The 24122-nt window shown below is 38.8% G+C and carries 20 protein-coding genes and 1 pseudogene; 14 read left to right on the forward strand and 7 right to left on the reverse strand.

Going from position 1 to position 24122, the window contains the following annotated elements; translation table 11 throughout:
* Positions 1 to 16: 16 nt before the first annotated feature.
* A pseudogene (locus tag HOO54_RS19600) lies at positions 17 to 1028 on the reverse strand (alcohol dehydrogenase catalytic domain-containing protein).
* A gap of 302 nt (positions 1029 to 1330) precedes the next feature.
* Here HOO54_RS19600 and HOO54_RS19605 point away from each other — a divergent pair.
* The 8 genes from HOO54_RS19605 (at position 1331) to rbsB (ending at position 9140) form a co-directional block, all read left to right on the forward strand.
* Positions 1331 to 2287: an LCP family protein gene (locus tag HOO54_RS19605; RefSeq protein ID WP_172298228.1), complete on the forward strand. Its 957-nt coding sequence runs from the start codon at positions 1331 to 1333 to the stop codon at positions 2285 to 2287.
* Between the two features lie 145 nt (positions 2288 to 2432).
* Positions 2433 to 3293, forward strand: coding sequence for a Cof-type HAD-IIB family hydrolase (locus HOO54_RS19610; protein ID WP_172298230.1), 861 nt, complete (start codon positions 2433 to 2435; stop codon positions 3291 to 3293).
* A 167-nt stretch (positions 3294 to 3460) separates the two neighbouring features.
* Entirely contained in the window at positions 3461 to 4453 is a 993-nt protein-coding gene (locus HOO54_RS19615; protein WP_172298232.1) for a LacI family DNA-binding transcriptional regulator, read from the forward strand.
* Complete coding sequence (gene rbsK / locus HOO54_RS19620) at positions 4446 to 5327, forward strand: ribokinase (RefSeq protein ID WP_172298234.1); 882 nt, start codon at positions 4446 to 4448, stop codon at positions 5325 to 5327. The genes HOO54_RS19615 and rbsK overlap by 8 nt, the downstream gene beginning before the upstream one ends.
* On the forward strand, positions 5324 to 5719 hold the full coding sequence (gene rbsD / locus HOO54_RS19625; RefSeq protein ID WP_172298236.1) for a D-ribose pyranase: 396 nt from the start codon (positions 5324 to 5326) through the stop codon (positions 5717 to 5719). The genes rbsK and rbsD overlap by 4 nt, the downstream gene beginning before the upstream one ends.
* A gap of 37 nt (positions 5720 to 5756) precedes the next feature.
* Positions 5757 to 7259, forward strand: coding sequence for a sugar ABC transporter ATP-binding protein (locus HOO54_RS19630; RefSeq protein ID WP_172298238.1), 1503 nt, complete (start codon positions 5757 to 5759; stop codon positions 7257 to 7259).
* Positions 7240 to 8208: a ribose ABC transporter permease RbsC gene (rbsC, locus tag HOO54_RS19635; RefSeq protein WP_172298240.1), complete on the forward strand. Its 969-nt coding sequence runs from the start codon at positions 7240 to 7242 to the stop codon at positions 8206 to 8208. Before HOO54_RS19630 ends, rbsC begins: the two co-directional genes overlap by 20 nt.
* A 14-nt stretch (positions 8209 to 8222) precedes the next feature.
* Positions 8223 to 9140, forward strand: a complete 918-nt coding sequence (gene rbsB, locus HOO54_RS19640) for a ribose ABC transporter substrate-binding protein RbsB (RefSeq protein ID WP_172298242.1) — start codon at positions 8223 to 8225, stop codon at positions 9138 to 9140.
* A gap of 919 nt (positions 9141 to 10059) precedes the next feature.
* Here the strand turns inward: rbsB and comI are convergent.
* Complete coding sequence (gene comI, locus HOO54_RS24495) at positions 10060 to 10182, reverse strand: competence inhibitor ComI (RefSeq protein ID WP_253907719.1); 123 nt, start codon at positions 10180 to 10182, stop codon at positions 10060 to 10062.
* Between the two features lie 518 nt (positions 10183 to 10700).
* Here comI and HOO54_RS19645 point away from each other — a divergent pair.
* The 3 genes from HOO54_RS19645 to HOO54_RS19655 all read left to right on the forward strand — a co-directional run bounded on the left by HOO54_RS19645 (position 10701) and on the right by HOO54_RS19655 (position 13082).
* Positions 10701 to 11363, forward strand: coding sequence for an ABC transporter ATP-binding protein (locus HOO54_RS19645; RefSeq protein ID WP_172299739.1), 663 nt, complete (start codon positions 10701 to 10703; stop codon positions 11361 to 11363).
* Entirely contained in the window at positions 11353 to 12366 is a 1014-nt protein-coding gene (locus HOO54_RS19650; protein WP_172298244.1) for an ABC transporter permease, read from the forward strand. Before HOO54_RS19645 ends, HOO54_RS19650 begins: the two co-directional genes overlap by 11 nt.
* Positions 12367 to 12434: 68 nt before the next feature.
* Entirely contained in the window at positions 12435 to 13082 is a 648-nt protein-coding gene (locus HOO54_RS19655; RefSeq protein WP_172298246.1) for a TetR/AcrR family transcriptional regulator, read from the forward strand.
* 196 nt (positions 13083 to 13278) lie between these two features.
* On the opposite strand, the gene budA is transcribed toward HOO54_RS19655, so the two are convergent.
* Positions 13279 to 14040, reverse strand: coding sequence for an acetolactate decarboxylase (budA, locus tag HOO54_RS19660; RefSeq protein ID WP_172298248.1), 762 nt, complete (start codon positions 14038 to 14040; stop codon positions 13279 to 13281).
* Positions 14041 to 14093: 53 nt separating this feature from the next.
* On the reverse strand, positions 14094 to 15812 hold the full coding sequence (gene alsS / locus HOO54_RS19665) for an acetolactate synthase AlsS (protein WP_172298250.1): 1719 nt from the start codon (positions 15810 to 15812) through the stop codon (positions 14094 to 14096).
* Positions 15813 to 15970: 158 nt separating this feature from the next.
* On the opposite strand from alsS, the gene alsR reads away from it, so the two are divergent.
* Positions 15971 to 16852 (forward strand): acetoin biosynthesis transcriptional regulator AlsR, encoded by an 882-nt coding sequence (gene alsR, locus HOO54_RS19670; protein WP_172298252.1) that lies wholly within the window; start codon positions 15971 to 15973, stop codon positions 16850 to 16852.
* Between the two features lie 53 nt (positions 16853 to 16905).
* Here the strand turns inward: alsR and HOO54_RS19675 are convergent, their stop codons facing one another.
* The 3 genes from HOO54_RS19675 to HOO54_RS19685 form a co-directional block, all read right to left on the reverse strand.
* Complete coding sequence (locus HOO54_RS19675) at positions 16906 to 18222, reverse strand: UDP-glucose dehydrogenase family protein (RefSeq protein WP_172298254.1); 1317 nt, start codon at positions 18220 to 18222, stop codon at positions 16906 to 16908.
* A 309-nt stretch (positions 18223 to 18531) separates the two neighbouring features.
* Positions 18532 to 19254 carry a YveK family protein gene (locus HOO54_RS19680; RefSeq protein ID WP_172298256.1) on the reverse strand — a complete coding sequence of 241 codons (723 nt, stop codon included), beginning with the start codon at positions 19252 to 19254 and terminating at the stop codon, positions 18532 to 18534.
* Positions 19255 to 19421: 167 nt separating this feature from the next.
* A complete protein-coding gene (locus tag HOO54_RS19685) occupies positions 19422 to 19565 on the reverse strand; it encodes a YwzD family small protein (RefSeq protein WP_172298258.1) in 144 nt (47 codons plus the stop codon).
* A gap of 213 nt (positions 19566 to 19778) precedes the next feature.
* On the opposite strand from HOO54_RS19685, the gene HOO54_RS19690 reads away from it, so the two are divergent.
* Both HOO54_RS19690 and HOO54_RS19695 read left to right on the forward strand, forming a co-directional pair.
* On the forward strand, positions 19779 to 21365 hold the full coding sequence (locus HOO54_RS19690) for an SWIM zinc finger family protein (RefSeq protein ID WP_172298260.1): 1587 nt from the start codon (positions 19779 to 19781) through the stop codon (positions 21363 to 21365).
* The gene (locus HOO54_RS19695; RefSeq protein WP_375335816.1) at positions 21355 to 24102 is read left to right on the forward strand and encodes a DEAD/DEAH box helicase; all 2748 of its coding nucleotides are present in this window, start codon (positions 21355 to 21357) and stop codon (positions 24100 to 24102) included. Before HOO54_RS19690 ends, HOO54_RS19695 begins: the two co-directional genes overlap by 11 nt.
* The last annotated feature ends 20 nt before the right edge of the window (positions 24103 to 24122 follow it).

The following is a 24122-nucleotide window of genomic DNA, read 5'->3' on the forward strand; positions in this document are numbered from 1 at the left end:
TAATTTAAGATTGCCGTTAAGGCTTTAAGACTACTTTGATACAGTTATCTTCACGTTTCTGAAATAAATGATAAGCTTTCCCAGCTTCTTCTAGAGGAAGTTGATGTGTAATAATTTCTGCAGGGTTAAGTTCGCCTGTTTCAATTAAACGAAATATTTCCGGCATTAAATGAATGACTGGAGCCTGTCCCATTTTCAATGTTACATTTCTTGCGAAAAATGCCCCGAGTGGAAACAGGTTATAATTCCCGCCATAAACCCCTGTCATTTGCACAGTTCCGCATTTTCTGACCGCCTTTGGTAATTTCTTTCAAATGTTCTCCCATATCGGGATATTTTGTAAAGTCAAAGACTTCGACATGGTTTAAGCTTTCAGCCTGTTTTAAGCGGTAATCTAAATAGTCAACAGCTATAACCCGTTTTGCTCCTTTTTTCCAGGCGAATTTTTGTGTCATTAAACCGACTGGTCCAGATCCGAGGACAATGACAGTATCCCCAGCTTTCACACCAGCATCAATCACACTCCAATAGGCAGTAGGCAGGACATCTGATAAAAATAACAGAGATTCATCAGCAAGTTCACAAGATTGAGGAATAACAAACGGGGTAAAATTTCCAAATGGTACTTTTAAATATTCAGCTTGTCCTCCCGGATGGTTTCCGAATTTTTCTGAATAACCAAAATACCCGCCTGAGTCATAGTGCGGATTGGAATGATCGCATTGGCTTTCAAGATTATTTTCACAAAAAAAGCAATGACCGCAAGCGACTGTAAACGGAATGACAACCCTGTCGCCTTTTTTCACCTTTGTCACATCCGGTCCTGTCTCTTCGACGATTCCCATCGGTTCATGACCAAGCTGAAAGCCTTTGGGTAAAGGAAAATTTCCTTGATAAAGATGCAAATCAGACCCGCAAATTGCTGTAGAAGTAATTTTGACAACAATATCGTCCTTTTTCTCAATCTTAGCATCCTCCACTTGGCTTACTTCAATATGTTGAGGACCTTGAAAAGTCACCGCCTTCAATTGAACACACTCCCTTTATTCATTATCTATGATAGTTTTGAACAAAACTGTGATCTTATTCACTTTTTAAACAAACGTTTGATGAAGCGATGGATCTACGACTCTTAAACTTTCAATATAAAATTGAAACGTTTTAACGTCTCTATCGTCATATTAAAGATCGTAGAAAACGATTTAAATTCCAGCAACCCCCATATAGCCAAAAAATGAATTGTCTTGTAAAATCAAACATTAGAAGTTAAGTTAATTGAAATTTTCATATGAATGAACGGACTAATATAAATAAAAGAGGAGTTTACACAATGTCAAGATCACAGCGAACGAAGAAAAAGAAACGAAGTGGATGGGCTAAATTTTTCATTTCATTGACTGCTATTCTCGTAGCCTCTACAGTAGCTGTGGGGGCTTACGCCTACTTTAAAGTTTCGAATGCTGCAAAAGAAGCACATGTCGATCTTTCAAGAGGAAGCCAATCCGTGAAACGGATTAAAGAATTTAATCCTGATAAAGATAATTTTTCCATTCTTCTGATGGGAATAGATGCTCGTCCCGGTCAGAGCATGGAAAAAGAGCGAAGCGATGCAATGGTTCTTGCATCCTTTAACCGAAAGAACCATTCTGTTAAATTGCTAAGCATTCCGAGGGATTCCTATGTGAACATTCCAGGACATGGTTATGATAAAATTACACATGCACACTCATTAGGTGGACGAGACCTAAGCGTTGAAACTGTTGAGAATTTGCTTGATATACCTGTTGATTATGTCATTGAAAGCAACTTTACAGCTTTCGAAGAAGTTGTCAATGAATTAGGTGGTGTTCCGATTACCATTAAAGATGAATATGTTGTCAAACAAATTAAAAAAGATACGAAAGGTAAAGTCGTTCTTCCAACTGGTTCTCAGACCTTAAACGGTGAAGAAGCCCTAGCCTATGTTAGAACAAGAAAAGCGGATACTGATTTAATGCGCGGTCAAAGACAAATGGAAGTGCTGAAAGCGATCATTGGAAAATCAAAATCGATCACTTCAATCCCAGCTTATGATGACATTCTTGATACCGTTGGAAAAAACGTTTCAATGAATTTGACATTACAAAATGCCATCGGATTGATTCCGTTTATGGCATCGATCAAATCGATTGATACTCTCCAACTAAAAGGCAGTGATTATCAACCAGGCAAAACTTATTATTATCAACTTGATCAAACCAAGCTTGCTGAAATTAGACAACAATTAAAACAGCAGTTAGGAGTATAACCAAGGATGATTTATCCTTGGTTTTTTGTTTTTTCGCTTGAAAAAATCCAACTTTAAGTTTAGCCTTTACTTATCAGTTCCACTCACTTTTGGAAATACTGCTAAAAAACAGTAAACCGTTTTAATAGGAGGTCATTTTAGCACCATGAGACTAATTGCAATTGATTTAGACGGAACTCTTTTAAATACAGAAAGCATCATTTCTCCTGAAAACCGAGCAGCTATTAAAAAGGCACTGGTTTCAGACTGTATTGTAACTATTTGTACAGGCAGAGCCACTTTTGATGTAAAAGCATTACTGAATGACCTGGATATTCCGATCATTGCAGCCAATGGCGGAACAGTTCATGATTTTAATTATAAGCTGTTAAGCAGAACATTAATGGATCGTGAAGCTGGGCAGAAAGCGGCTCAATATTTAACAGATCATCATATTTATTTCGAAGTTTATACAGATGATGCCCTCTTATCCCCTAATGATGGCAAACAAAAGCTCGAAGCAGAACTGGATATTATTGCGAGTGCAAATCCAGATGAAGACAAAGATACCCTTTGGCAAGGTGCTCTAACTCAGTTTAAACAATTCGGCATTAAACCAGTCCCAAACATTCAAGACATTTTTAATGGAGAAGAAAACATTTATAAACTACTCTGTTTTTCATTTGATCTGGACAAGTTAGAAAAAGCAAAAGCTGAACTCTCTACATATCCAAAACTCGCTCTCACATCCTCAGGAAAGCATATCATTGAAATACTGCCTGATATGTCTGGAAAAGGCCGTGCTCTAAAAGAACTGGCCAAACATTATGGGATCGATAAAAAAGATATTTACGCGATCGGTGACAGTCCGAATGATTTGTCAATGTTTGAAGAAGCTGGCCACCGAATTGCGATGGGAAATGCGATTAATGAATTAAAACAAATGAGCACATTTATTACAAAAAGCAATGATGAAAATGGTGTCGCTTATTTTATTAATCAATTGTTAGAAAATGAATATTGTTAAAGCAAAAGACATGATAGGTGGAATCGTCAACCTACCATGTCTTATTTAAATCCATCGTAGTCGTTACATCATGCACATAAAGTTTTCACCAATTTTTTATTGCCTTTTTTAACTGATCATGATACCTTTTATGTAAACGGTTACACAAGGAAGAGGAGCTGTCATATTTGGCTACGATTAAAGATGTCGCAATTGCAGCAAAAGTATCTGTCGCCACGGTTTCGCGTGTTTTAAATGAAACCGGCTATGTTCATGAAGACACTAAAACACGCGTGATCAAAGCGATGAAAACATTAAATTACCGTCCTAATGAAGTGGCCAGATCCCTCTATCATAGAGAATCAAGACTAATTGGATTGCTGCTCCCTGATATAACAAATCCTTTTTTTCCACAACTTGCCCGTGGTGTTGAAGATGAAATCCATCAGCATGGCTTCAGGCTTATATTCGGTAACAGTGATGAAAATCTTGAAAAAGAGCTCGATTATTTGCAAACATTTAAACAAAATCAAGTCGTTGGTGTGATTTCTGCGACAAATGATCCTGAAGCAACAATTAATCAAGATTTATCAATGCCGATTGTTTTTTTAGATCGCACCGGTGATGAACATGTACCGTCTGTTTTTGCAGACAGTAGAAAAGGCGGGCAACTCGCGGCTTCAGAAATGATGAAAAGAAACTCAAAACGAATGACACTTATAAAAGGCCCGGCTCACTTACGGACTGCAAAAGATCGATTTAACGGGGCACTTGATATTTTAAGCAATGCAGATGTTGATTTTCATGTCTTAACAACTGAGACTTTTTCTTTTCAAGAAGCCCAACAACGGGCAGAGGATTTATTCTCGATCTACCCGAAAACAGATGGGATCATTGCCAGCAACGATATCGTTGCAACAGCAATTTTACATGAAGCCTTAAAACGAGGAATTCAAGTACCTTCTGACCTGCAACTGATCGGATTTGATGATATTCCGCATAGTGAATGGTTATTTCCTCCATTATCAACGATTAGGCAGCCTGTTTATGAAATGGGTAAAGAAGCAGCTAAACTGCTGTTAAAACTAATAAAAAACGAATATATTGAAAAATCAACTGTGCAGTTGCCGGTTTCTTTTATTGAAAGACAGACAACAAGAAAGGTGGATAACAATGAGTAAAATCTGTGTGATTGGCAGCTCTTCAATGGATTTAGTCGTCACTTCAAAAAAGCGTCCAAAAGCTGGGGAAACAGTACTGGGAGAATCGTTTAAAACCGTTCCTGGGGGGAAAGGGGCAAATCAAGCTGTTGCAGCAGCCAGGTTAGGTGCGGAAGTATGGATGGTTGGGTGTGTCGGTGATGATCAATATGGAAAAACGATTCTCGATAATTTTCAAGCTAACGGTGTTTTGACAGACTATGTGGAAACGGTTACACATCAAACAACTGGGACCGCTCATATTGTTCTTTCGAACGGGGACAACAGTATCATCGTTGTCAAGGGCGCAAATGATGCTGTAACACCTCAATTTGTACAAAAAGCAATAGCAGCCATCAAACGAGCCGATATCGTCCTCATCCAGCAGGAAATTCCTGAAGAAACCGTTGATTATGTCAGCGAGCTCTGCAAAAAACTTAGGATTCCTTTGCTTCTCAACCCAGCTCCTGCCCGGTGGCTTCGAGAAGAAACAATTGAAAACGCAACATACATTACACCGAATGAACACGAAGCTTCTCTCCTCTTTCAGGACCTCTCTCAAAAAGAAATGCTGAGAAGACATCCGGGAAAGCTATTGATTACAGAAGGCAAAAACGGTGTTCGTTATCATAACGGAACTGAAGAAAAACTCATCCCTTCATTTCCTGTAAATGCAGTCGACACAACTGGAGCTGGAGACACCTTTAATGCTGGATTTGCTGTCGCTCTTTCAGAAGGACAAAATATAGAATCTGCCCTGCGATTTGCCAATCGGGCTGCCTCTTTGTCTGTCCAAAAATTCGGTGCTCAAGGGGGAATGCCAACTAGACAAGAAATGGAGTGTGACCATTCATGAAAAAACACGGTATATTAAACAGTCATATTGCAAAATTACTTGCCGATCTCGGGCATACTGACACTATTGTTATCGCAGATGCCGGTTTGCCTGTCCCCCAAGGTGTTCCTAAAATTGACCTCGCTTTGTCACTGGGAACCCCCAGTTTTAAAGACGTAACCGAACTGCTTGCGAAAGAAGTGGAGGTGGAAAAACTAACAATTGCCAAAGAAATGGAAACAGACAACCCGAAACAAGCTGAATTCTTAAGAAAACAATTTTCTAACCAGCCGATTGAACACCTTTCACACGAAGCATTAAAAAAAGCAACAAAACAAGCGAAAGCAGTGATTCGGACAGGTGAAGCAACACCTTATGCAAACTGCATCTTACACGCGGGAGTGATCTTTTAGATGAACAAATCTTTCATCTGGAAAGCAGGGATAACCGATGCACATTGAAATGATCGACATTTATAAGGCATTTGGTCAGAATCAGGTTTTGTCAGGTGTTTCATTCGAACTTCTTGAAGGTGAAGTCCATGCCTTAATGGGCGAAAATGGTGCTGGAAAGTCAACATTAATGAATGTATTAACAGGGCTTCATAAGCTTGATAGCGGCACAATTAAAATAAACAGCCATGCCAAACAGTTCTCCGATCCGAAAGAAGCTGAAAAACACGGAATTGCTTTCATTCATCAGGAACTAAATATTTGGCCGGAAATGAGCGTACTGGAGAACTTATTTATTGGAAGGGAACTTTCCACAACACTAGGATTTTTAAATATCAAAAAAATGAAAGCGCTAGCAAATAGACAACTTCATAAACTGGGAGTCTCCCTGTCTCTTGAAAAAGAAGCTGGTCTCCTAGGCTCAGGACAACAGCAAATGATTGAAATAGCAAAAGCGCTGATGATAGATGCCAAAGTGATCATTATGGATGAACCGACAGCGGCTTTAACAGACAAAGAAGTCAAAAAACTGTTTCATGTGATTCGGTCTTTAAAGAAAAATGGAGTGTCGATTATTTATATTTCACACCGTATGGAAGAGATTTTTACAATTTGTGACCGCATCACAGTGATGCGTGACGGGAAAACCGTTGATACGAAAAAAATGGCTAACACCGATTTTCATGAAGTGGTAAAAAAAATGGTTGGTCGTGAGCTGACAGAACGCTACCCTGAAAGGCATTCAAAGCTTGGGGACATCGTATTTGAAGTGAAAAACGCATCTAAAAAAAGAGTCTTTGAAAATATTAATTTTCATGTACATGCTGGTGAAATCGTTGGAATATCTGGGCTTATGGGTGCCGGTCGAACAGAATTGATGAGAGCCATTTTCGGTCTTGATCCCCTCGACAGAGGAGAACTATTGATTAACGGTAAACAAGTGAACATCAAAAAACCAAGTGATGCTGTTCAAAAAAGAATCGGTTTTATTACTGAAAACCGGAAAGACGAAGGACTGATTCTTGACACATCTATTCGCGAAAATATTTCACTTCCGAATCTTTCTAGTTTTTCTCCGAACGGTTGGATTGATCAAAAAAGGGAGCAGGAATTTGTTGATCTTTTAATCAAACGGCTGACAATTAAAACGAATTCACGCGACATTCAGGCGAGCAATTTATCCGGCGGCAACCAACAAAAAGTAGTTATTGCTAAATGGATCGGTATTGGTCCAAAAGTGCTGATTTTGGATGAGCCGACTCGAGGTGTTGATGTCGGAGCAAAAAGAGAGATTTACCAGTTGATGAATGAACTGACAGACCGAGGTGTTGCAATCTTAATGGTATCATCAGAGCTGCCTGAAATCCTCGGTATGAGTGACCGCATCCTTGTTATCCACGAAGGAAATCTCAGTGGTGAGCTATTAAGAAAAGATGCAACACAAGAACGGATTATGACACTCGCAACAGGAGGACAATCATATGAAAACACAAACGGCTAAACCTTTTGAAAAAAGCCTTAATGTTGACTCTGTATTGCAAAAGCTTGGGCCATTTCTTGGTCTTATCATTCTTGTTGTCATCGTCTCATTGTTGAACCCAGGATTTTTGGAACCATTAAATATTTTAAATCTATTAAGACAAGTCGCAATCAACGCGTTGATTGCTTTCGGAATGACTTTTGTGATTCTGACCGGAGGCATTGATTTGTCCGTCGGGGCAATCCTTGCTTTGTCAAGTGCACTAGTTGCTGGAATGATCGTCGGTGGAATTGACCCTGTTTTTGCGGTTATCATCGGCTGTTTGATCGGCGCCGTTCTTGGGGCAATAAACGGTCTTTTGATTACAAAAGGGAAAATAGCTCCATTTATTGCAACACTAGCGACAATGACTATGTTTCGCGGTTTGACAATGGTTTATACAGATGGAAACCCTATCACAGGACTTGGAGCTAACTACGGATTTCAGCTGTTTGGACGTGGATATTTTTTAGGTATTCCTGTCCCTGCAATTACGATGGGCATTACTTTTATCATTCTTTGGATGATCCTCCACAAAACACCGTTTGGGCGACGAACTTATGCAATTGGCGGAAATGAAAAAGCGGCATACATATCGGGTATTAAGGTGGCCCGTGTCAAAGTGCTGGTCTATTCCCTTACTGGTCTTCTATCAGCGCTAGCTGGTGCAATTTTGACATCCCGTCTGAATTCTGCACAACCAACAGCAGGGACATCATACGAACTTGATGCGATCGCCGCAGTTGTATTAGGTGGCACAAGTCTTGCCGGAGGTCGGGGACGAATAGCTGGTACCTTAATTGGTGTACTGATTATCGGGACGTTGAATAACGGTTTAAATCTACTTGGTGTCTCTTCCTTTTTCCAAATGGTTGTTAAAGGTATTGTCATTTTAATCGCAGTCTTGCTAGACCGCAAGAAAACAGCATAAGGAGGTTATTTTTCATGAAAAAATGGCTGCCCGTGATCACAATTCTATCGCTTATCTTAGTGTCAGCTTGTTCGTTGGAACCGCCAGAGTGGGCGAAAAACAAGCAAGAAAAAGGAAAAACGATGAAAATTGGTTTATCTGTTTCAACTCTAAAAAATCCGTTTTTTGTTTCATTAAAAAATGGTGTTCTTACCGAAGCGAAAAAACAAGGAATTGAAGTGATCGTTGTTGATGCACAAGATGACTCAGCCAAACAGACAAATGATGTAGAGGACCTCCTTCAACAAGGGGTTGATGCTCTTCTTATTAATCCAACTGATTCAGCAGCCATTTCAACTGCAGTCCAATCTGCCAATTCACTCGGAATTCCAGTGATTACGCTTGACCGCTCAGCTGAAAACGGCAAAGTAGAAACACTTGTTGCTTCAGATAATGTGAAAGGCGGTCAAATGGCAGCTGACTATATCGTCAAACGACTTGGAAAAGAAACAAAAGTTGCTGAACTAGAAGGTGTTCCAGGAGCATCAGCAACTCGTGAACGCGGCTCAGGTTTTCATAAAACAGCTGACAAAAAATTAAAAGTTGTTGCTAAACAAACCGCCAATTTCGATCGGACAAAAGGATTAAATGTGATGGAAAATTTACTTCAGGGCAATCCCGAGATTCAAGCTGTCTTTGCACATAATGATGAAATGGCGCTCGGTGCGATCGAAGCGATTAGAAGTTCTGGAAAAGATATTCTAGTTGTCGGCTTTGATGGAAATGAGGACGCAATCAAAGCGGTCAAATCAGGAGAGATGGCAGCAACCATCGCCCAACAACCTAAATTGATTGGCAAACTTGCCGTTCAGGCTGCACATGATGTTCTGAACGATAAAAAAGTTGACAAAACCATACCAGTACCACTAAAACTTGAAACAAAAAAATTTTAAACGATGCACAAAATGATGTGAGCCATCTAGCGATTATCATCAACTAAGAAAGGGCAGTCTAAAAGGTCTTTATCAACATGTCAGGGGGAATTGTGAGACTCTTAAAGGAACAGTGAACCAGCTTCGCGGAGAACCCGCGAAAAGCGAGCAAATTCCCCAATTTTCAATCATGCACACTACTTTTAGGACGCCCTTTCTTTAATCATAGACGTATTTTAACATTTTCAATTTTTCATAGTTAAAAGCATATATAATCGAAAATGATATCAAATATCTGTTTTGTAAGGAGACTTTATGTTTGATTCTCAAATTTATTAAAATCTATCATTGGTTTAAAATTCTTTGTTTGATTTTTCATGTTTTTGAGATATTTATCAAAAAAGTGTTTATCCAATCTTGTTGGTATGTAGCCTAATTTTGTTTTTATAATGTTTTCGATCACATACATTTTTTTGTGAAAACTCATAGTCTTTATTGAGAGCTCAAAATCCTATTTTCCATGAAGACTTGATCATCATCTCCCTATGAATTCTCGATTCTGACCGGTTGGCAATGGTTTTTAGTGGCTCAAATGAGGACATTAAACTGACGCATAAAATAAATTAATAAATGGTACATCAAAAAAATTATTTTCTGGTACACTTTTTTGGTCGATTTTCAGAACATAAAATACGTCTCGTTTGTGGACATGTTATGTGTTTGTTGCTACAATAAAACTACGTATTAATATATAGTCAATATACAATCAGTATACGCTTCTTCTCAAACACAAACAGAGCTAACATGAATATAATTTATTCTGAAGAGTATACTGTAAATACAAAAAGATCGAAGATGCTCTCAACATCTCCGATCAGCAATAGAATAGCTCCTGTAAGGGAGTCGGCTTTTTATCCAGAAAACTCATGAGTGAGAACGCTTAGATGTGGGAATCGGGGGCGTTCTTACTTTTTTTGTTCGAAAAACTATGGGCAAGCGACAGAATCCCTACAATCACGATTCCAAAAGAAATCATCAATTGAATTGCGCTTTCCACGGTCATATTCTCACCTCCCCTCTTTCTAAACTGAAGGTGAGCCGAACGCCCCTACAAAAAACCGATCTATTGTTATTTTTTACTTTAATGGAAATACCCACAAAACACAAGACCCGCTCCCATAAGACTTGATGGATGAATTCATCATAAATTTCTTTTTTAGAAGACACCATGCGAATTATCGTCGTTTCATTCTTGCTCCACCACCTCACAATTTTTAAAATCCTATTTTTCATGAAGACTTGATCATCATCTCCTTATGAATTCTCGATAATGTTTATCTATCACCCATCTAGAGTCATCTATTCTTTGTTAACCTTTTTTCAATTTTCAGTGAAAAAAGACTGAACTTAAGTTTCAACATTATAAAAAAGTGAGTAATCACTTCCATTGAGATTGCGAATGTGTTATTTTTATAGTGAGTAATCACTCACTATGTGTAAAAGGAGCGATCAACAGTGAAACAAGTCATTCAGTTCATCAATACGAGCAAACACTTTGGCTCAAAAACGGTCTTAGAACAAATGAATTTCTCCATTAAACAAGGTGAGATATTCGGTTTATTAGGACCTTCCGGGGCAGGTAAAACAACCTTGATTAAAATGCTGATCGGAATGACCTTACCTTCAGCAGGGCATGTGAAAATTTTGGGTACTAACATGCCTAATCTGGAGATGCTCAATAAGATTGGCTATATGGGACAATCTGATGCATTGTATGAAGATTTAACAGCAAAAGAAAATTTAGCTTTTTTTGCAAATTTGTATGGACTTAAAAGTGCTGAAAAACGACAAAAAATGAAAGAAGTTTTGCGTCTCGTAAACTTAACTGATGATGAACATCGAAAGGTCAGTCAATTTTCTGGCGGGATGAAAAGGCGGTTATCTCTGGCCATCACCTTGATTCATGAACCAGCTGTTCTCGCCTTAGATGAGCCAACTGTGGGGATCGACCCTGTCTTAAGAAGATCGATTTGGAATGAGCTGCAACATTTAAAATCAAAAGGAGCTGCAATTCTTGTTACAACACATGTCATGGATGAAGCTGAAAAGTGTGACCGGCTCGGTTTGATTCGGGACGGTAAATTAATTGGTGTTGGTACACCAGAAGAATTTAAAACAGCATACAAAGTCAACTCAATAGAAGATGTCTTTCTTGTTTCAGGAGGTCAATCAAATGAGAATTAAAGCGTTAGTCATTAAAATCATTCAACAATTTTTTCGCGATAAACGGACACTAATGCTGATGCTACTCGCTCCGCTATTCGTGTTAACCCTTACTGCCCTTGTTCTTGACAAGGATAAAACCGATTTTCAAGTTGGTGGTTACCAATTACCAGATCAATTGGTACAAACACTTGAAAATAATCATGTTGAAGTGACTTCATATTCGAAAAATGAACCTAAAAAGACAATTGATCAAGACGGATTGGATGCTTTTATATCTCTAAAAAAAGACAATCTACTAATCACTCTTGATGGAAGTGATCCAAGCACAAAAGAGGTGGCAGCTATTCTCCAGAAATCCCAGACGCCAAAACAAGCTAGCCAGCATATTGAGATTGCTTATGCTTATGGCTCTGAGGATCTCACGACTTTTGACCATGTCGGTCCGGTCCTTGTCGGTCTGTTTATTTTCTTTTTTGTCTTTTTGATTGCTGGGATCTCCTTTTTAAGAGAAAGAACAAGCGGCACCCTTGAACGTATTCTTGCAACTCCATTAAGACGTTGGGAAATCGTTTGCGGGTACTGTATTGGTTTCGGATTATTTACAACCTTACAAACTGTGTTAATTACGTGGTATTCGGTTGAGATTCTCGGACTTTACCAACAGGGATCGATCTGGATCGTTTTATGTTTGACATCACTGCTCTCTTTAACTGCACTGACATTGGGCACATTTCTTTCCACATTTGCAAACAATGAGTTGCAGCTGATTCAATTTGTCCCTCTTGTCATTGTTCCACAAGTCTTCTTTTCCGGCATGTTTGCTATGGATGGGATGGCCGATTGGCTCCAAGGTTTCAGCTATATCATGCCAATCTATTATGGGGCAGACGCATTAAAACTTGTCATGATGAAGGGACAGGGATTTACTGAGATTATCAATGATATTGTCTTTTTGCTCGGATTTGTGATTTTGTTTGCTTCACTGAACATTTTAACTCTTAAAAAGTACCGAAAGCTCTAAAGCCGACAGTTGAGTTCCTTTTTTAACTTAATTATAATAAAAGGACAGAAATCCGAAGGAGATATTATATGGATCGTGAAGCTTTGGAACAATTATTACAGATCAATGATCAAGAAGTCAAAATGAGTGAGAAGCAGCGAAAAATTGTCATGGCAGCAATTGAAATGTTTTCCGAGAAAGGTTTTGCATCCACTTCGACAAGTGAAATTGCCAAAAAAGCGGGTGTTGCAGAAGGAACGATCTTTAGGCACTATAAAACAAAAAAAGACCTATTGCTGTCAATTGTGATGCCAACGATTATCAATACTGCTGCACCTAAATTTGCGAAAAGCTTTGCAAAAGAAGTGTTCGACCATCAGTATGAATCATATGAAGATTTTGTCAGAGAAATATTATCAAATCGGTTTGCTTTTGTTAAAAAATATTTTCCTGTAGTAAAAATTTATTTTCAGGAAGTATTTTACCACGAGGAAATGCGAAACCTGTTTAAAACCATTTTCAATGATCATGTCTATGAAAAATTCAAACAGATTATCGAATATTTCAAGGAAAAAGGCGAGCTTGCCGATCTGCCTGCTGAAAGCATTATCAGAATGACAATTACTTCAATTGTTGGTCTGATCATCACCCGCTTTTTGATTAGTGAAAATATGGATGAAGAGCAAGAGAAAGAACGGACGATACAGTTTATTATGAATGGTGTTAGAAAAAGATGAAAGGGCTTTTCCTTTTCCGAAAAGAGTTAAATTGTTAAAAATTAATGATTCAAAACGGCTGACATATCAGTGAAAAGGGCGTCCAATAATCAAAATTGACTTATTGGACGCCCCTTCTTTTATATAATCCCCGGTGGAAAGTTCACTCCCGTCCCCTCAGTTGCTTGTTAATCAATTCACATGATCACGAATGGGTTCATTCAGGATTTCCTTCTGTTGCTTCAATACCAGCTTCAAAATCATGACTGTTTAGATCGGCTTGCAGGAAATCAGTTGTATCCGGCAGTTTTAAGTTCATGTTTAGTTTTTGAGATATTTGCACTGTGCCTTTTTCAATTTCATAGTCAAATACATGACCACCGCTACTGCGTTTCTCATCAATAAAGTGCAGATGAAACCCGGCTACTGCGATACCATTGGCATATTGCGGCGTCCAAAAACCGACAATAGTTCCTTTAATATGATCAAAATCAAAGATCGGTTGGTCTTTGACCACTTCGACCATCGGCTGATATGGCTTTTCCTGCACTTCAACTGTTCTTGTTTTTACTTTTTTAAAGACACCATCAATGCGAATGGCATAAAATAAATTTTCACTCGGCATCAATTGTTTTATTTCTTGTTCAAATTGCTCACAAGTCATCGGCTTGTTGATCTCGTGCAATGCATCTGGGCGAAAGAAAGTCAGTGAACAAAAAGGTGAGCAATCGGTCTCTTTAACTGGATAGGCTTTTCCGTCAGAACGGAGACGATAAAACTGATCATCAAAACCGATCAATTCCCCATCAAGTTGATTAAATGTTCCAATCCCAAAATCGCCGTGAGCTTTTATTTCTGACATGTAAAAATCTCCATCATAGATACCATCTAGTAAGGAAATCATTGTTGAGACTTGATAAACCTGATCAATGTTTTGACAGCTTAATTGAGTCTGTGTTTGTTTACTCATCATTTTCATTTTCCCCTTTACACTCCCTTGATGTTTTTTATAATGTATGGGCATGGCTGTGATCAAGATTGCTTAGAGGTTTCTTTATTGAATTGTTCGGCAAACGCTTTGGGAAAATGCCCGCTCGCCAAATGAATATTGTCACTGTAATCAACTGGAATATCAATGACAACAGGTCCCTCTAAATCCAGTCCTTTCTGCAGCACTTCTTTCAGCTCTTCAGGTGAATGTACCCGCAGACCTTTGGCTCCAAAGCTTTCAGCATATTTTACAATATCAATCTCACCAAAGTCGATTCCGGAAGTTCGGTGATATTTCATTTCCTGTTGAAATGCCACCATATCATATGTGCTGTCGTTCCAAACGAGATGGACAATCGGCGCTTTTAATCTTACAGCAGTCTCTAACTCCATTGCTGAAAATAGAAATCCGCCATCACCTGAGACTGAGATAACTTTTTGACCAGGATTGACAAGTGTTGCAGCAATGGCCCAAGGTAGAGCAACACCAAGTGTCTGCATACCGTTTGAGAATAGCAGCCCAAGCGGACGGTATGACCGGAAATATCGTGCCATCCAAATCGAATGGGAACCGATGTCACAGGTGACTGTTGTTTCGTCTCCTATGAGATGGCGTAAATCTTTCACAATTTGTAACGGATGAACGCGATCCGTTTTTTTCTCTTTAGGAGGTTCTTGATGTTCAACCAGTGCCGCTTGCAATTGGGCAAGCAGATGAATATGCGGTTTGGAAAATTGGATTGGCAGTGAATCATGCTCAATTTGAGCAACTGTCATGGCGATATCACCAACCAACTCCAGTTCAGGTTGATAGTGATGATCAATATCGGCTTGGATTTCATCCAAATGAATAATGCTGCGCTTTCCTTTTTGATTCCAAAGTACTGGATCATATTCAATTGGATCATAACCAATTGTCAGAACAACATCTGCTTTTTCAAGCAAAATGTCCCCTGGCTGATTGCGGAACAATCCGATTCGTCCGACATATTGATCTTCCAAATCATGAGAAAGTGTTCCTGCCGCCTGATATGTTTCAACAAACGGAAGCTTCACTTTTTTAAGTAAACGGCGCACCGCTTTTACAGCTTCAGGTCTTCCGCCTCTCATTCCAACAAGAACGACGGGAAGATTAGCATTATGAATTTTGGCGATCGCCGCACTGATTTGTTCAGCTGGGGGTGCACCAAGCTTTGGTACTGACATTGTTCCAATCTGTGTGGCTGGTACAGAAGATGTCATAACATCCTGTGGAAAGCTGATAAAAGCTGCTCCCGCCTGTCCAGAAGCCGCTGCTCTGAATGCATTTGTTACAGCTTCTTGGATATTATGAGGGTCTTCTACTTCAACACTGTATTTTGTAATCGGCTTAAATAATGCTGCATTATCCATAGATTGGTGCGTTTTCTTGAGACGATCAGCTCTTTTAACAGCACCAGCAAAAGCGACAACCGGATCTCCCTCTGTATTGGCTGTTACAAGCCCTGTCGCTAAATTAGAAGCTCCCGGACCTGAAGTCACCAAACAAACTCCTGGTTTTCCAGTCAATCGTCCAACTGCTGCAGCCATAAATGCTGCATTTTGTTCATGACGGCACACGATCAATTCAGGTCCTTTGTCTTTTAACACATCAAACACTGCATCAATTTTAGCTCCCGGAATCCCGAAAACGTGTTTAACATCTTGTTGAAGGAGACAATCTACCACAAGCTCCGCTCCTCTAACAACAAGGGGTTCATTTTTAGCGGCTACATGATTCAAAACACTCACTCCTTCGTTTTCAAACTTTTTCAATGAATTTTTAATAAAATTATTGTATTATTAATATACATCTTGTGGAAATTCATTTCCAATACTTATTAGTCTTGCTATTAATATGTAAAAAGACTGAAATCGCATTCAGAAAGGAATGAGTGATTATGGAGCTGCGCCATCTTCGCTACTTTATTGTTGTAGCCGAAGAGTTGCATTTTGGAAAAGCAGCTCTTCGGCTGAAAATGACCCAGCCGCCGCTCAGCCAGCAGATCAAACAACTTGAAAGTGAAATTGGCGTAACCTTGCTTAAAAGGTCAAAGAGGACCGTCAAATTGACATCTGCAGGCAGTGTTTTTTTAAACCAGATCAAGGAAGGCCTGTCTCAGATTGATCAAGCGGTTGACATGGCACAACGTACTGCCAGAGGTGAACTTGGCAAACTTGTCATTGGATTTGTCGGTTCTGCCACTTATGAAATTATGCCTCCTATTATTAGGGAGTATCGAAAAAAGTATCCTGATGTGAAAATCGATTTACGGGAACTTTCAACATTAGATCAAACGAAAGCTCTGTTGAATGGTCATATTGATATTGGAGTATTGCATCCTCCGTTAAAGTACAATGAGCTGAAAACTTATACAGTGAAAAGAAGTCATTGTGTACTCGTACTTCCCAAACACCATCCACTAACAAAAAAATCCCGAATCAAGCTCCGGGATCTTGAAGGTGAAGGACTGGTCGCAATTGCCAAAGAAGCATGGCCTTCTTTATACACAGATTTCGAACTCACCTGTAAAAAAGCCGGTTTCATTCCAAATATTGCTCAGGAAGCTACCGAATACCAAATGGTGATTGGCTTAGTGTCAGCCGGAATGGGAATTGCCTTAGTACCAACTCCTACACATCAATTATTTAAAATTGATGTCGTTTACAAGGAAATTGAGGATTTGCCAATTTATGCAGAATGGGTTGCCGCATACAGACAAGATAATCGAAATCCAGCTTTGAAACATTTCTTAGATGTTTCTGTCCAGTCTCCAGAGTAGAAATTTGAATGACCCCCAATTGTTATTAAACAATTGGAGGTGATTTTTCGACATTAACTATGAACTGGAACAACCTCACGCCTACCTACTGAATGATACTCAACTCCCGCCCTTTCAGCGTCTCTCAATTCATAACAATTTCGTCCATCAAAAATAATTGGTTCAACCATCAAATCTCTGTAAGAGGTTAATGGAAAGGTTTTAATCTCTTCCCAATCTGTTAAAACCATGACTGCATGAGCACCTTTTACTGCATCTTGAATGGTTTCCCTATACTGTACAGATTTCGGTAAAAAGTGTTTAGCATTGTTTGTTGCAATCGGATCAAATCCGATAATGGTTGCACCAAGGTCTGTTAATTTTTCAGCAATTACCACCGAGGGAGATGCTCTCATATCATCAGTTTTTGGTTTAAAAGATAGCCCCAATAATGTAATGGTTTTATTCCGCAAACAACCTAACCGTTTGAGCGCTTTTTCAACCAATAGCATTTGCTGTTTTTGATTGACTTTGATCACTGATTTAAGCAGCTCAAAATTGTGCTCTACATGGCCGGCGATTTGGACGAGCGCATTTGTATCTTTAGGAAAACAAGAGCCCCCATATCCAATACCTGCTTTGAGAAACTGCTCGCCGATTCTTTTGTCCTGACCCATCCCATAAGCGACCGCTTCAATATCAGCCCCAACTTTTTCACAAATATTTGAGATTTCATTGATAAAACTGATTTTTGTTGCCAAAAAGGCATTTGATGCATATTTGATCATCTCAGCACTTTTAATATCTGTTTTAAAAACTGGAATGCCAAAGGGCTGAAAAACTTGTTCAAGTATAGCGGCGGTTTGTTTATCATCTGTACCGATAACAATTCGGTCACCATGAAACGTATCATAAATTGCCGATCCCTCCCGTAAAAATTCCGGGTTGGATGCTTTTGATATTCGGACTGAACATGATAAATGCTGGTTGATAATTTCAAAAATCCGCTCAGTCGTACCAACAGGAACAGTACTTTTGGTGACAATCAGACAATTGTTTTTCAGGTGTCGACCGATCAGTTCTGCTGCGCTCTCAATATAACGAAGATCTGACTGACCATTTTCTTTTTGTGGTGTCCCAACAGCAATAAATATGATATTTGCTTGAGAAACACCTTTTTCAAAACTAGTTTCAAAGGTTAGCCTTCCACTAGCAAGATTTGTTTTCACCATGTCTTCAAGCCCTGGTTCATAAATAGGTGAAACACCTTTTTTTAATAAGCCAATCTTTTTTTCATCAATATCGATGCATGTGACATGATGACCGACCTCTGAGAGGCAAACACCTGTCACAAGGCCCACATAACCAGTGCCAACAATCGAAATGTTCATGCCGCTCCCCCTCTGCTTCAGTAAATGCCGGTTAGCACAGCAACTTATCAGCCCTTTTTCTACAACAGACCTAACCGTCTTCACTGGACTGGATGCGGCTGTTTTTTATAGACCGCTCGATTCTTTAAGAGAAGCCCGGCATTTTCTATAAACATACTCAAAAGATCATGCCCATATTCTTTTAACTAAAACATCAAATCTGAACGAGGGGAGATTCCTACTTCAAAAAGCTTGAACATGTGATATTGAGACGAGAGCAGGAAGATGATGGAAGAGCACTTAATGATTGAGTTAAATGTGACCATGATTTTATTCCTGTACCACGCAATCTTCATCAGCCTTATGATTCGAACGAAGGGCCTGTCCTTTTTTTGTATATAAGACACTACCTAAAACAGGAAGTTTTAAAGTATTTTCTATGTCCTTCTCACTTTTTAGTGTATTTTTAAATAATTCAAATAGAAAAGCAAGTCCTGTACCTGCTAACAGACCTAATACTGTAAAAATAGAAATATTGAATATTTTATGAGGGCTAACTGGCTCTGGTGAATGATGAGGCAATGCTTTTGCGACAATTTGAATCTCGTTGTTGCCGTTCATGATTTTTTTAACATCCTTCTGAAAAACAGTAGCTATCTTGTTTGCGATGTTCATCGCTTTAGAATAATCTTTGTCTTTTACTGAAAAGCTGATAAACTGTGATTCTTTTTCATTAACAACTGTGACTTTTTTCTCCAGTTCCTCTGCTGTCTCTTGAAGACTAAGCTCTTCTTGCACTTTATTTAAAATAACTGGACTTTTGATCATTACTTTATATGTGTTGATCAGTTGAAGATTAGTTTGGAGTTGATTGATACTTGTCGATTGCCGTCCATTGATGAGGATTTGAACAGATGCTTGATAGATCGGTGTGAGTAATAAATAATTAATGGCTGTACTTGCCGTTAGTGCTGTAATGGTCATCAACATGATGAAAACAAATCGTTTTTTCAACACGAGGAACACATCTTTTCCACCAATTTGCTCTTGCATGAACATCCCCCCTTTATTTGAATTTTCAGTCAATTAAAATGTTACCTTCATTATACACATTTATCCTTCTTTTGTAAGAAATTTGTATTGACAAATAACGGGGATATTCGAGTGTAAGTCTATACGAAAAAAACGAAAAAAGCCGCAAACTATTGTTTGCAACTTTTTTACGTTGTATATCCATTTTTAATATGAAAAATCAAATCTTCAAGTAATTCCTGTGTCGTAATGTCTTTAGACTTTTCTCCAATGTCATAAGCATGCATAAGAATCTTTAAAAATTCCTCTTGATTTAATTCCTTTTCATTCATATCCGTTTCCTTTCAGTTTCCATGAATTAAAACATTTCCGATACATTTTTCATTATATGATGTGAAATCTTATTTTGCCATAGGTCTATTACATGATTCGACAGCCATTCCTTTTTATGTCCTTTTTTAGAAAATCTTTTTTGAATAAATAAATTAAGCTATAATAAAGAGATTGGAAACTTTTCAAAAGTGATTCGGTTAGGAGCGATAAATATGCTTCAGGAAATGATTTCAAAGACAGTTGTTATGGAAGCAGGTGAGCAGTTAAAGCATGTTTTGCCAAGCAATCAAGAAAACATTCAACTGATGAAAAAGGCACTTATTTTATACAGACAAGATTGTGTATATCGTGTCAAGCCGCTTACCAACAATTCTACTGCTGCTTATGTACAAGATGTCGTTCCAGTTAAAGTTCATATCGATCTTTCTAATGTCATAAAAAGCAACTGTTCATGCCCTGCAATACAGCCTTGCCGCCATGTGCTAGCTGTTTACTTATATTTATATGCACAATATGATCAATTGGGAACATTTACAGAAAATTGGAAGAAACATAACCAGCAGCACTTGTCAGTCAATCAGCTTCAGTTCAAACTTAAAGATGATTCTCAAACGCTGGAAAACTGGATCCGTTTTTTCGAAACGGAGTTTGAGCGTTGGGAAGAGCGAACACCAGAAAAACAGCAAACCATACAATCCCTTTATTTTGGATACTACACAGTGATAAAAAAACGCTCACCATCAGAGCCAGAACTAAACAAGATCTATCAAATTCATGCAGCACTTGCTACATGGTTTTCAATTAATCAGCTATTTGAAAATGGTCGAATTCATCCCGAACAAGATTTTTTTGGTGTAAATCCATATATCGAACAGCTCATGGATACAATTCACAGCTCAATTGATGAATTAATCACCTATGCACTATCATTTTCACTTGATCCATTTTTAGAAGAAACTCCTGCTGTGATTCGAAAGCTAATACTCGTAAATGATCCTTTTCATTATGAAAGACTGCAAATATTTCAAATGATGTGGAGCGCCCTGCTTGCCCGGCCAAAATGGCTGAAAAAAGAGCTTGAAATCTTGACTGAAATGGAACCGTCGCCTACCATACAATTCGGACGGTATCATCTTGAATTTCTCTTAAAGAATGATGATCTTATATTAGAGAAAATAGACGACTTTTCTCCTGCCATGCTGCCATATACTTTTCAATGGCTTAGTATGATGACCATGAAAAAGGATTGGAAACGTCTAAAAAAATGGTATGCATCCCTTGAAAGCTTGACAATTCGTTTTTGCAAACTGGACAGACCATACAAAGATATTCGTGAAGTATTGAGTGAATTTTTGCTTATGATGGGGGATTATAGTCGTCACACAAAAGATGACCATTTGTATGAAAGGTATTGTCAACATTGTCTACCATATACTTTTACAGAATATAGCGGTTTTCTCTATGGGGAAAACCGGTTTGTCGAATGGATGGAGCTCCATAGTCTTATCGGTTTTTCAATTGCCGAAGTCGGGCAGGGAGCGCTCAAAGATATTGCCGTTTCAGCACCTGAAGCTTTAATTCCTTCCTATCACCGGGAAATTTCTGCGCTGATTGAGCAACGAAACCGCACGGCTTACAAACAAGCCGTTAAATATTTAAAAAAACTGCGCACCCTTTATAAAAGAACGAAAAAACAACACATCTGGAAGCGGTATATAAAGCAACTAACAACCCGCCATAAGAGACTGCGAGCATTTCAAGAGGAGCTTAGGAAAGGAAAGTTGATTGATGAATCTTAACCAAATCGTGATACATGTCGAACAATTAAACGATTTTAAGTTTACTTTGTCTTGCTATGATCAAAATAGACATTATCTTTCACAAGATCAGATGGAAAGGCATTTGTTCCAATGGCATGAATCTTCCTTTTATGGAACTTTTCTTGAAGATGCAGATATGGACAAATCAGCCGTCCTTCTGTCACCTTGGATGGCAGTCGAATTTCTCGGTAAAAACTCGTTCAACTCTTTTAGTGAAGTCGTGCTTACGAAAGAAACAGAATCTTTGATGAAAACAGCTTCTACGATCTATGAATTTATCATTGAAGATGATTTTTTACCCGATTATGATGCATGGACTCAAGGTGTATTCCGCTGGAAGGATCAAGAAGAACTATTGGAAGGATTTACAGCTGAATGGTTTTCCCATACCGTTGATGATTATATGAATTACCATGATGATCTAAAAGCAAAATGGGAAATGATGATGAAGCATTTCTCAACAAACAGTTCATTTAATGATTATTTTCTTGATGAAAAAGACTTTCTCGAAACGATCGGGTGGAATGAAACTTCTGTGCCGTTTACGATTGGACTCCGTTTAAATGAACCTGATCATGATGGTGATGATTGGAAAATTGAACTGTTTTTGCGTGATCGAAAAAACGGTGAAATCCAGTTTTTCGACGGTTTGCAAACATTGAAAAGGTCTTGGCGGAGATATGCTGATAAAATTAGTCGTGAACAAGAACGGTTTCAGAAAATGGTTCCATGGCTTACGTTTGATTCAGGTACGACTTTATTATCAGAAGAAGAAGCCTGGGTCTTTTTATCTGAAGCTAGTGAAAAATTTGTGAATATCGGTACTGAAATTTTACTTCCATCATGGTGGCAAATCGTGAAAGACAGCAATATATTGCTAAAAGCGAAAGTGTCATCTGCTCGGCATGGTGAATCTTTTGTCGGAATAAATGCTTTAATGGACTTTAACTGGCGGTTTGCCACAAATGGAATTGAATTATCTGAGGAAGAGTTTCAGCAGCTTGTTGCCAATAAAAGACGGCTTGTTCATATTCGCGGTCAATGGATCAAAATCGACCCGAATTTTATTAAACAAATGAAAAAACTGATGGAACGTGCCGAAACCGAAGGGCTGCACATGTCAGATGTGTTAGCACGAGAGCTGACAGATCAAAAGGGACAAACTGAAGAAAGCGACGTCATCGATACCTCTGCGTTCAAGGAAGTTCAATTTGAATTGTCATCTCAGTTAAGAAACATGATCAGAAAATTGAACAAGCACGAGGATCTCCCACCATATCCTGTCAGCGAACATTTCCAAGGACAGCTTAGGACTTATCAGAAAGAAGGTTTGGATTGGCTGCTTTTTCTTCGCAAGTGTGGTTTTGGCGCCTGCCTTGCTGATGACATGGGTCTTGGGAAAACCATTCAAATGATCGCTTATTTTGCTTATTTAAAAGAGCAGAAACAAAAAACACCATCATTGATTATTGCACCGACTTCGGTTCTTGGAAACTGGCAGCGTGAGCTTCAGTCATTTGCTCCACACTTAACAGTTGTCCTCCACTATGGACCAAAGCGGCCTAAAGACAAAGCATTTCAGCAACTTTATCAAGATGCAGACATTGTTTTAACATCATACGGTCTTGCCCAATCAGATGTTGACGATTTTCTTCAGATGGCATGGAGCTGTATTTGTCTTGATGAAGCACAAAATATTAAAAACGCTCATACAAAACAGTCCCGCGCGATTAGAAAACTGAAAGGACAGCATCATATTGCATTAAGCGGAACACCAATGGAAAACCGCTTGACAGAGCTATGGTCGATCTATGATTTTATTAACAAAGGTTATCTCGGAAGTCTCAGTAGATTCCAGAAACGCTTTGTTTTGCCAATTGAAAAAGATCATGATGAAAAGCGAATCCATCAGTTGCAACAGCTGATTCAACCATTTCTATTAAGACGGACAAAACAAGATCAAGAAGTCGCCCTCAACCTCCCGGAAAAACTGGAGGAAAAAGAGTTTATTCCATTATCTGCAGAACAGGCTTCACTTTATGAACAGCTTGTAAAAGATACGTTTGACTATATGTCAAGCCTTACAGGCATTGAAAGAAAAGCCTCGATTCTCAGCATGCTCGGCAAATTGAAACAAATCTGTGACCACCCTGCTCTCTATCTAAAGGAATATGAAACAAAACTCCTTGGAGAACGGTCTGTCAAGCTTGAAAAACTGGTGACATTGGTGAAATCGCTTCGTGAAAGTCGTGAAAGCTGTCTAATCTTCACTCAGTATATCGGAATGGGTGAGATGATCAAACGGCAACTTGAAGAATCTTTCAATGAGCCAGTTAAATTTTTAAATGGCTCATTATCTAAGCTTGAACGGGACAGAATGGTTGATCAATTTCAAAACAAGGAATTTCCGATCTTGATCCTATCTTTAAAAGCTGGTGGAACCGGTCTGAATTTGACAGCCGCAAACCATGTCATTCATTATGACAGGTGGTGGAACCCAGCAGTTGAAAACCAGGCCACAGACCGTGCATACCGAATTGGTCAAACACGGTTTGTCCATGTTCATAAACTGATTACAACAGGTACAATTGAGGAAAAAATCGATCAGATGCTCGAATCAAAACAATCATTAAATGATCAAATCATTCAAAGTGAAAGCTGGATTACTGAACTGTCTTCAGCAGAACTTGAAAAATTGTTTACGTTGTCAAGTTAAAAAACACCAGCTGCCTTCTT

It is taken from the genome of Bacillus sp. WMMC1349, from assembly GCF_013155385.1.
Lineage (GTDB): Bacteria > Bacillota > Bacilli > Bacillales > Bacillaceae > Bacillus.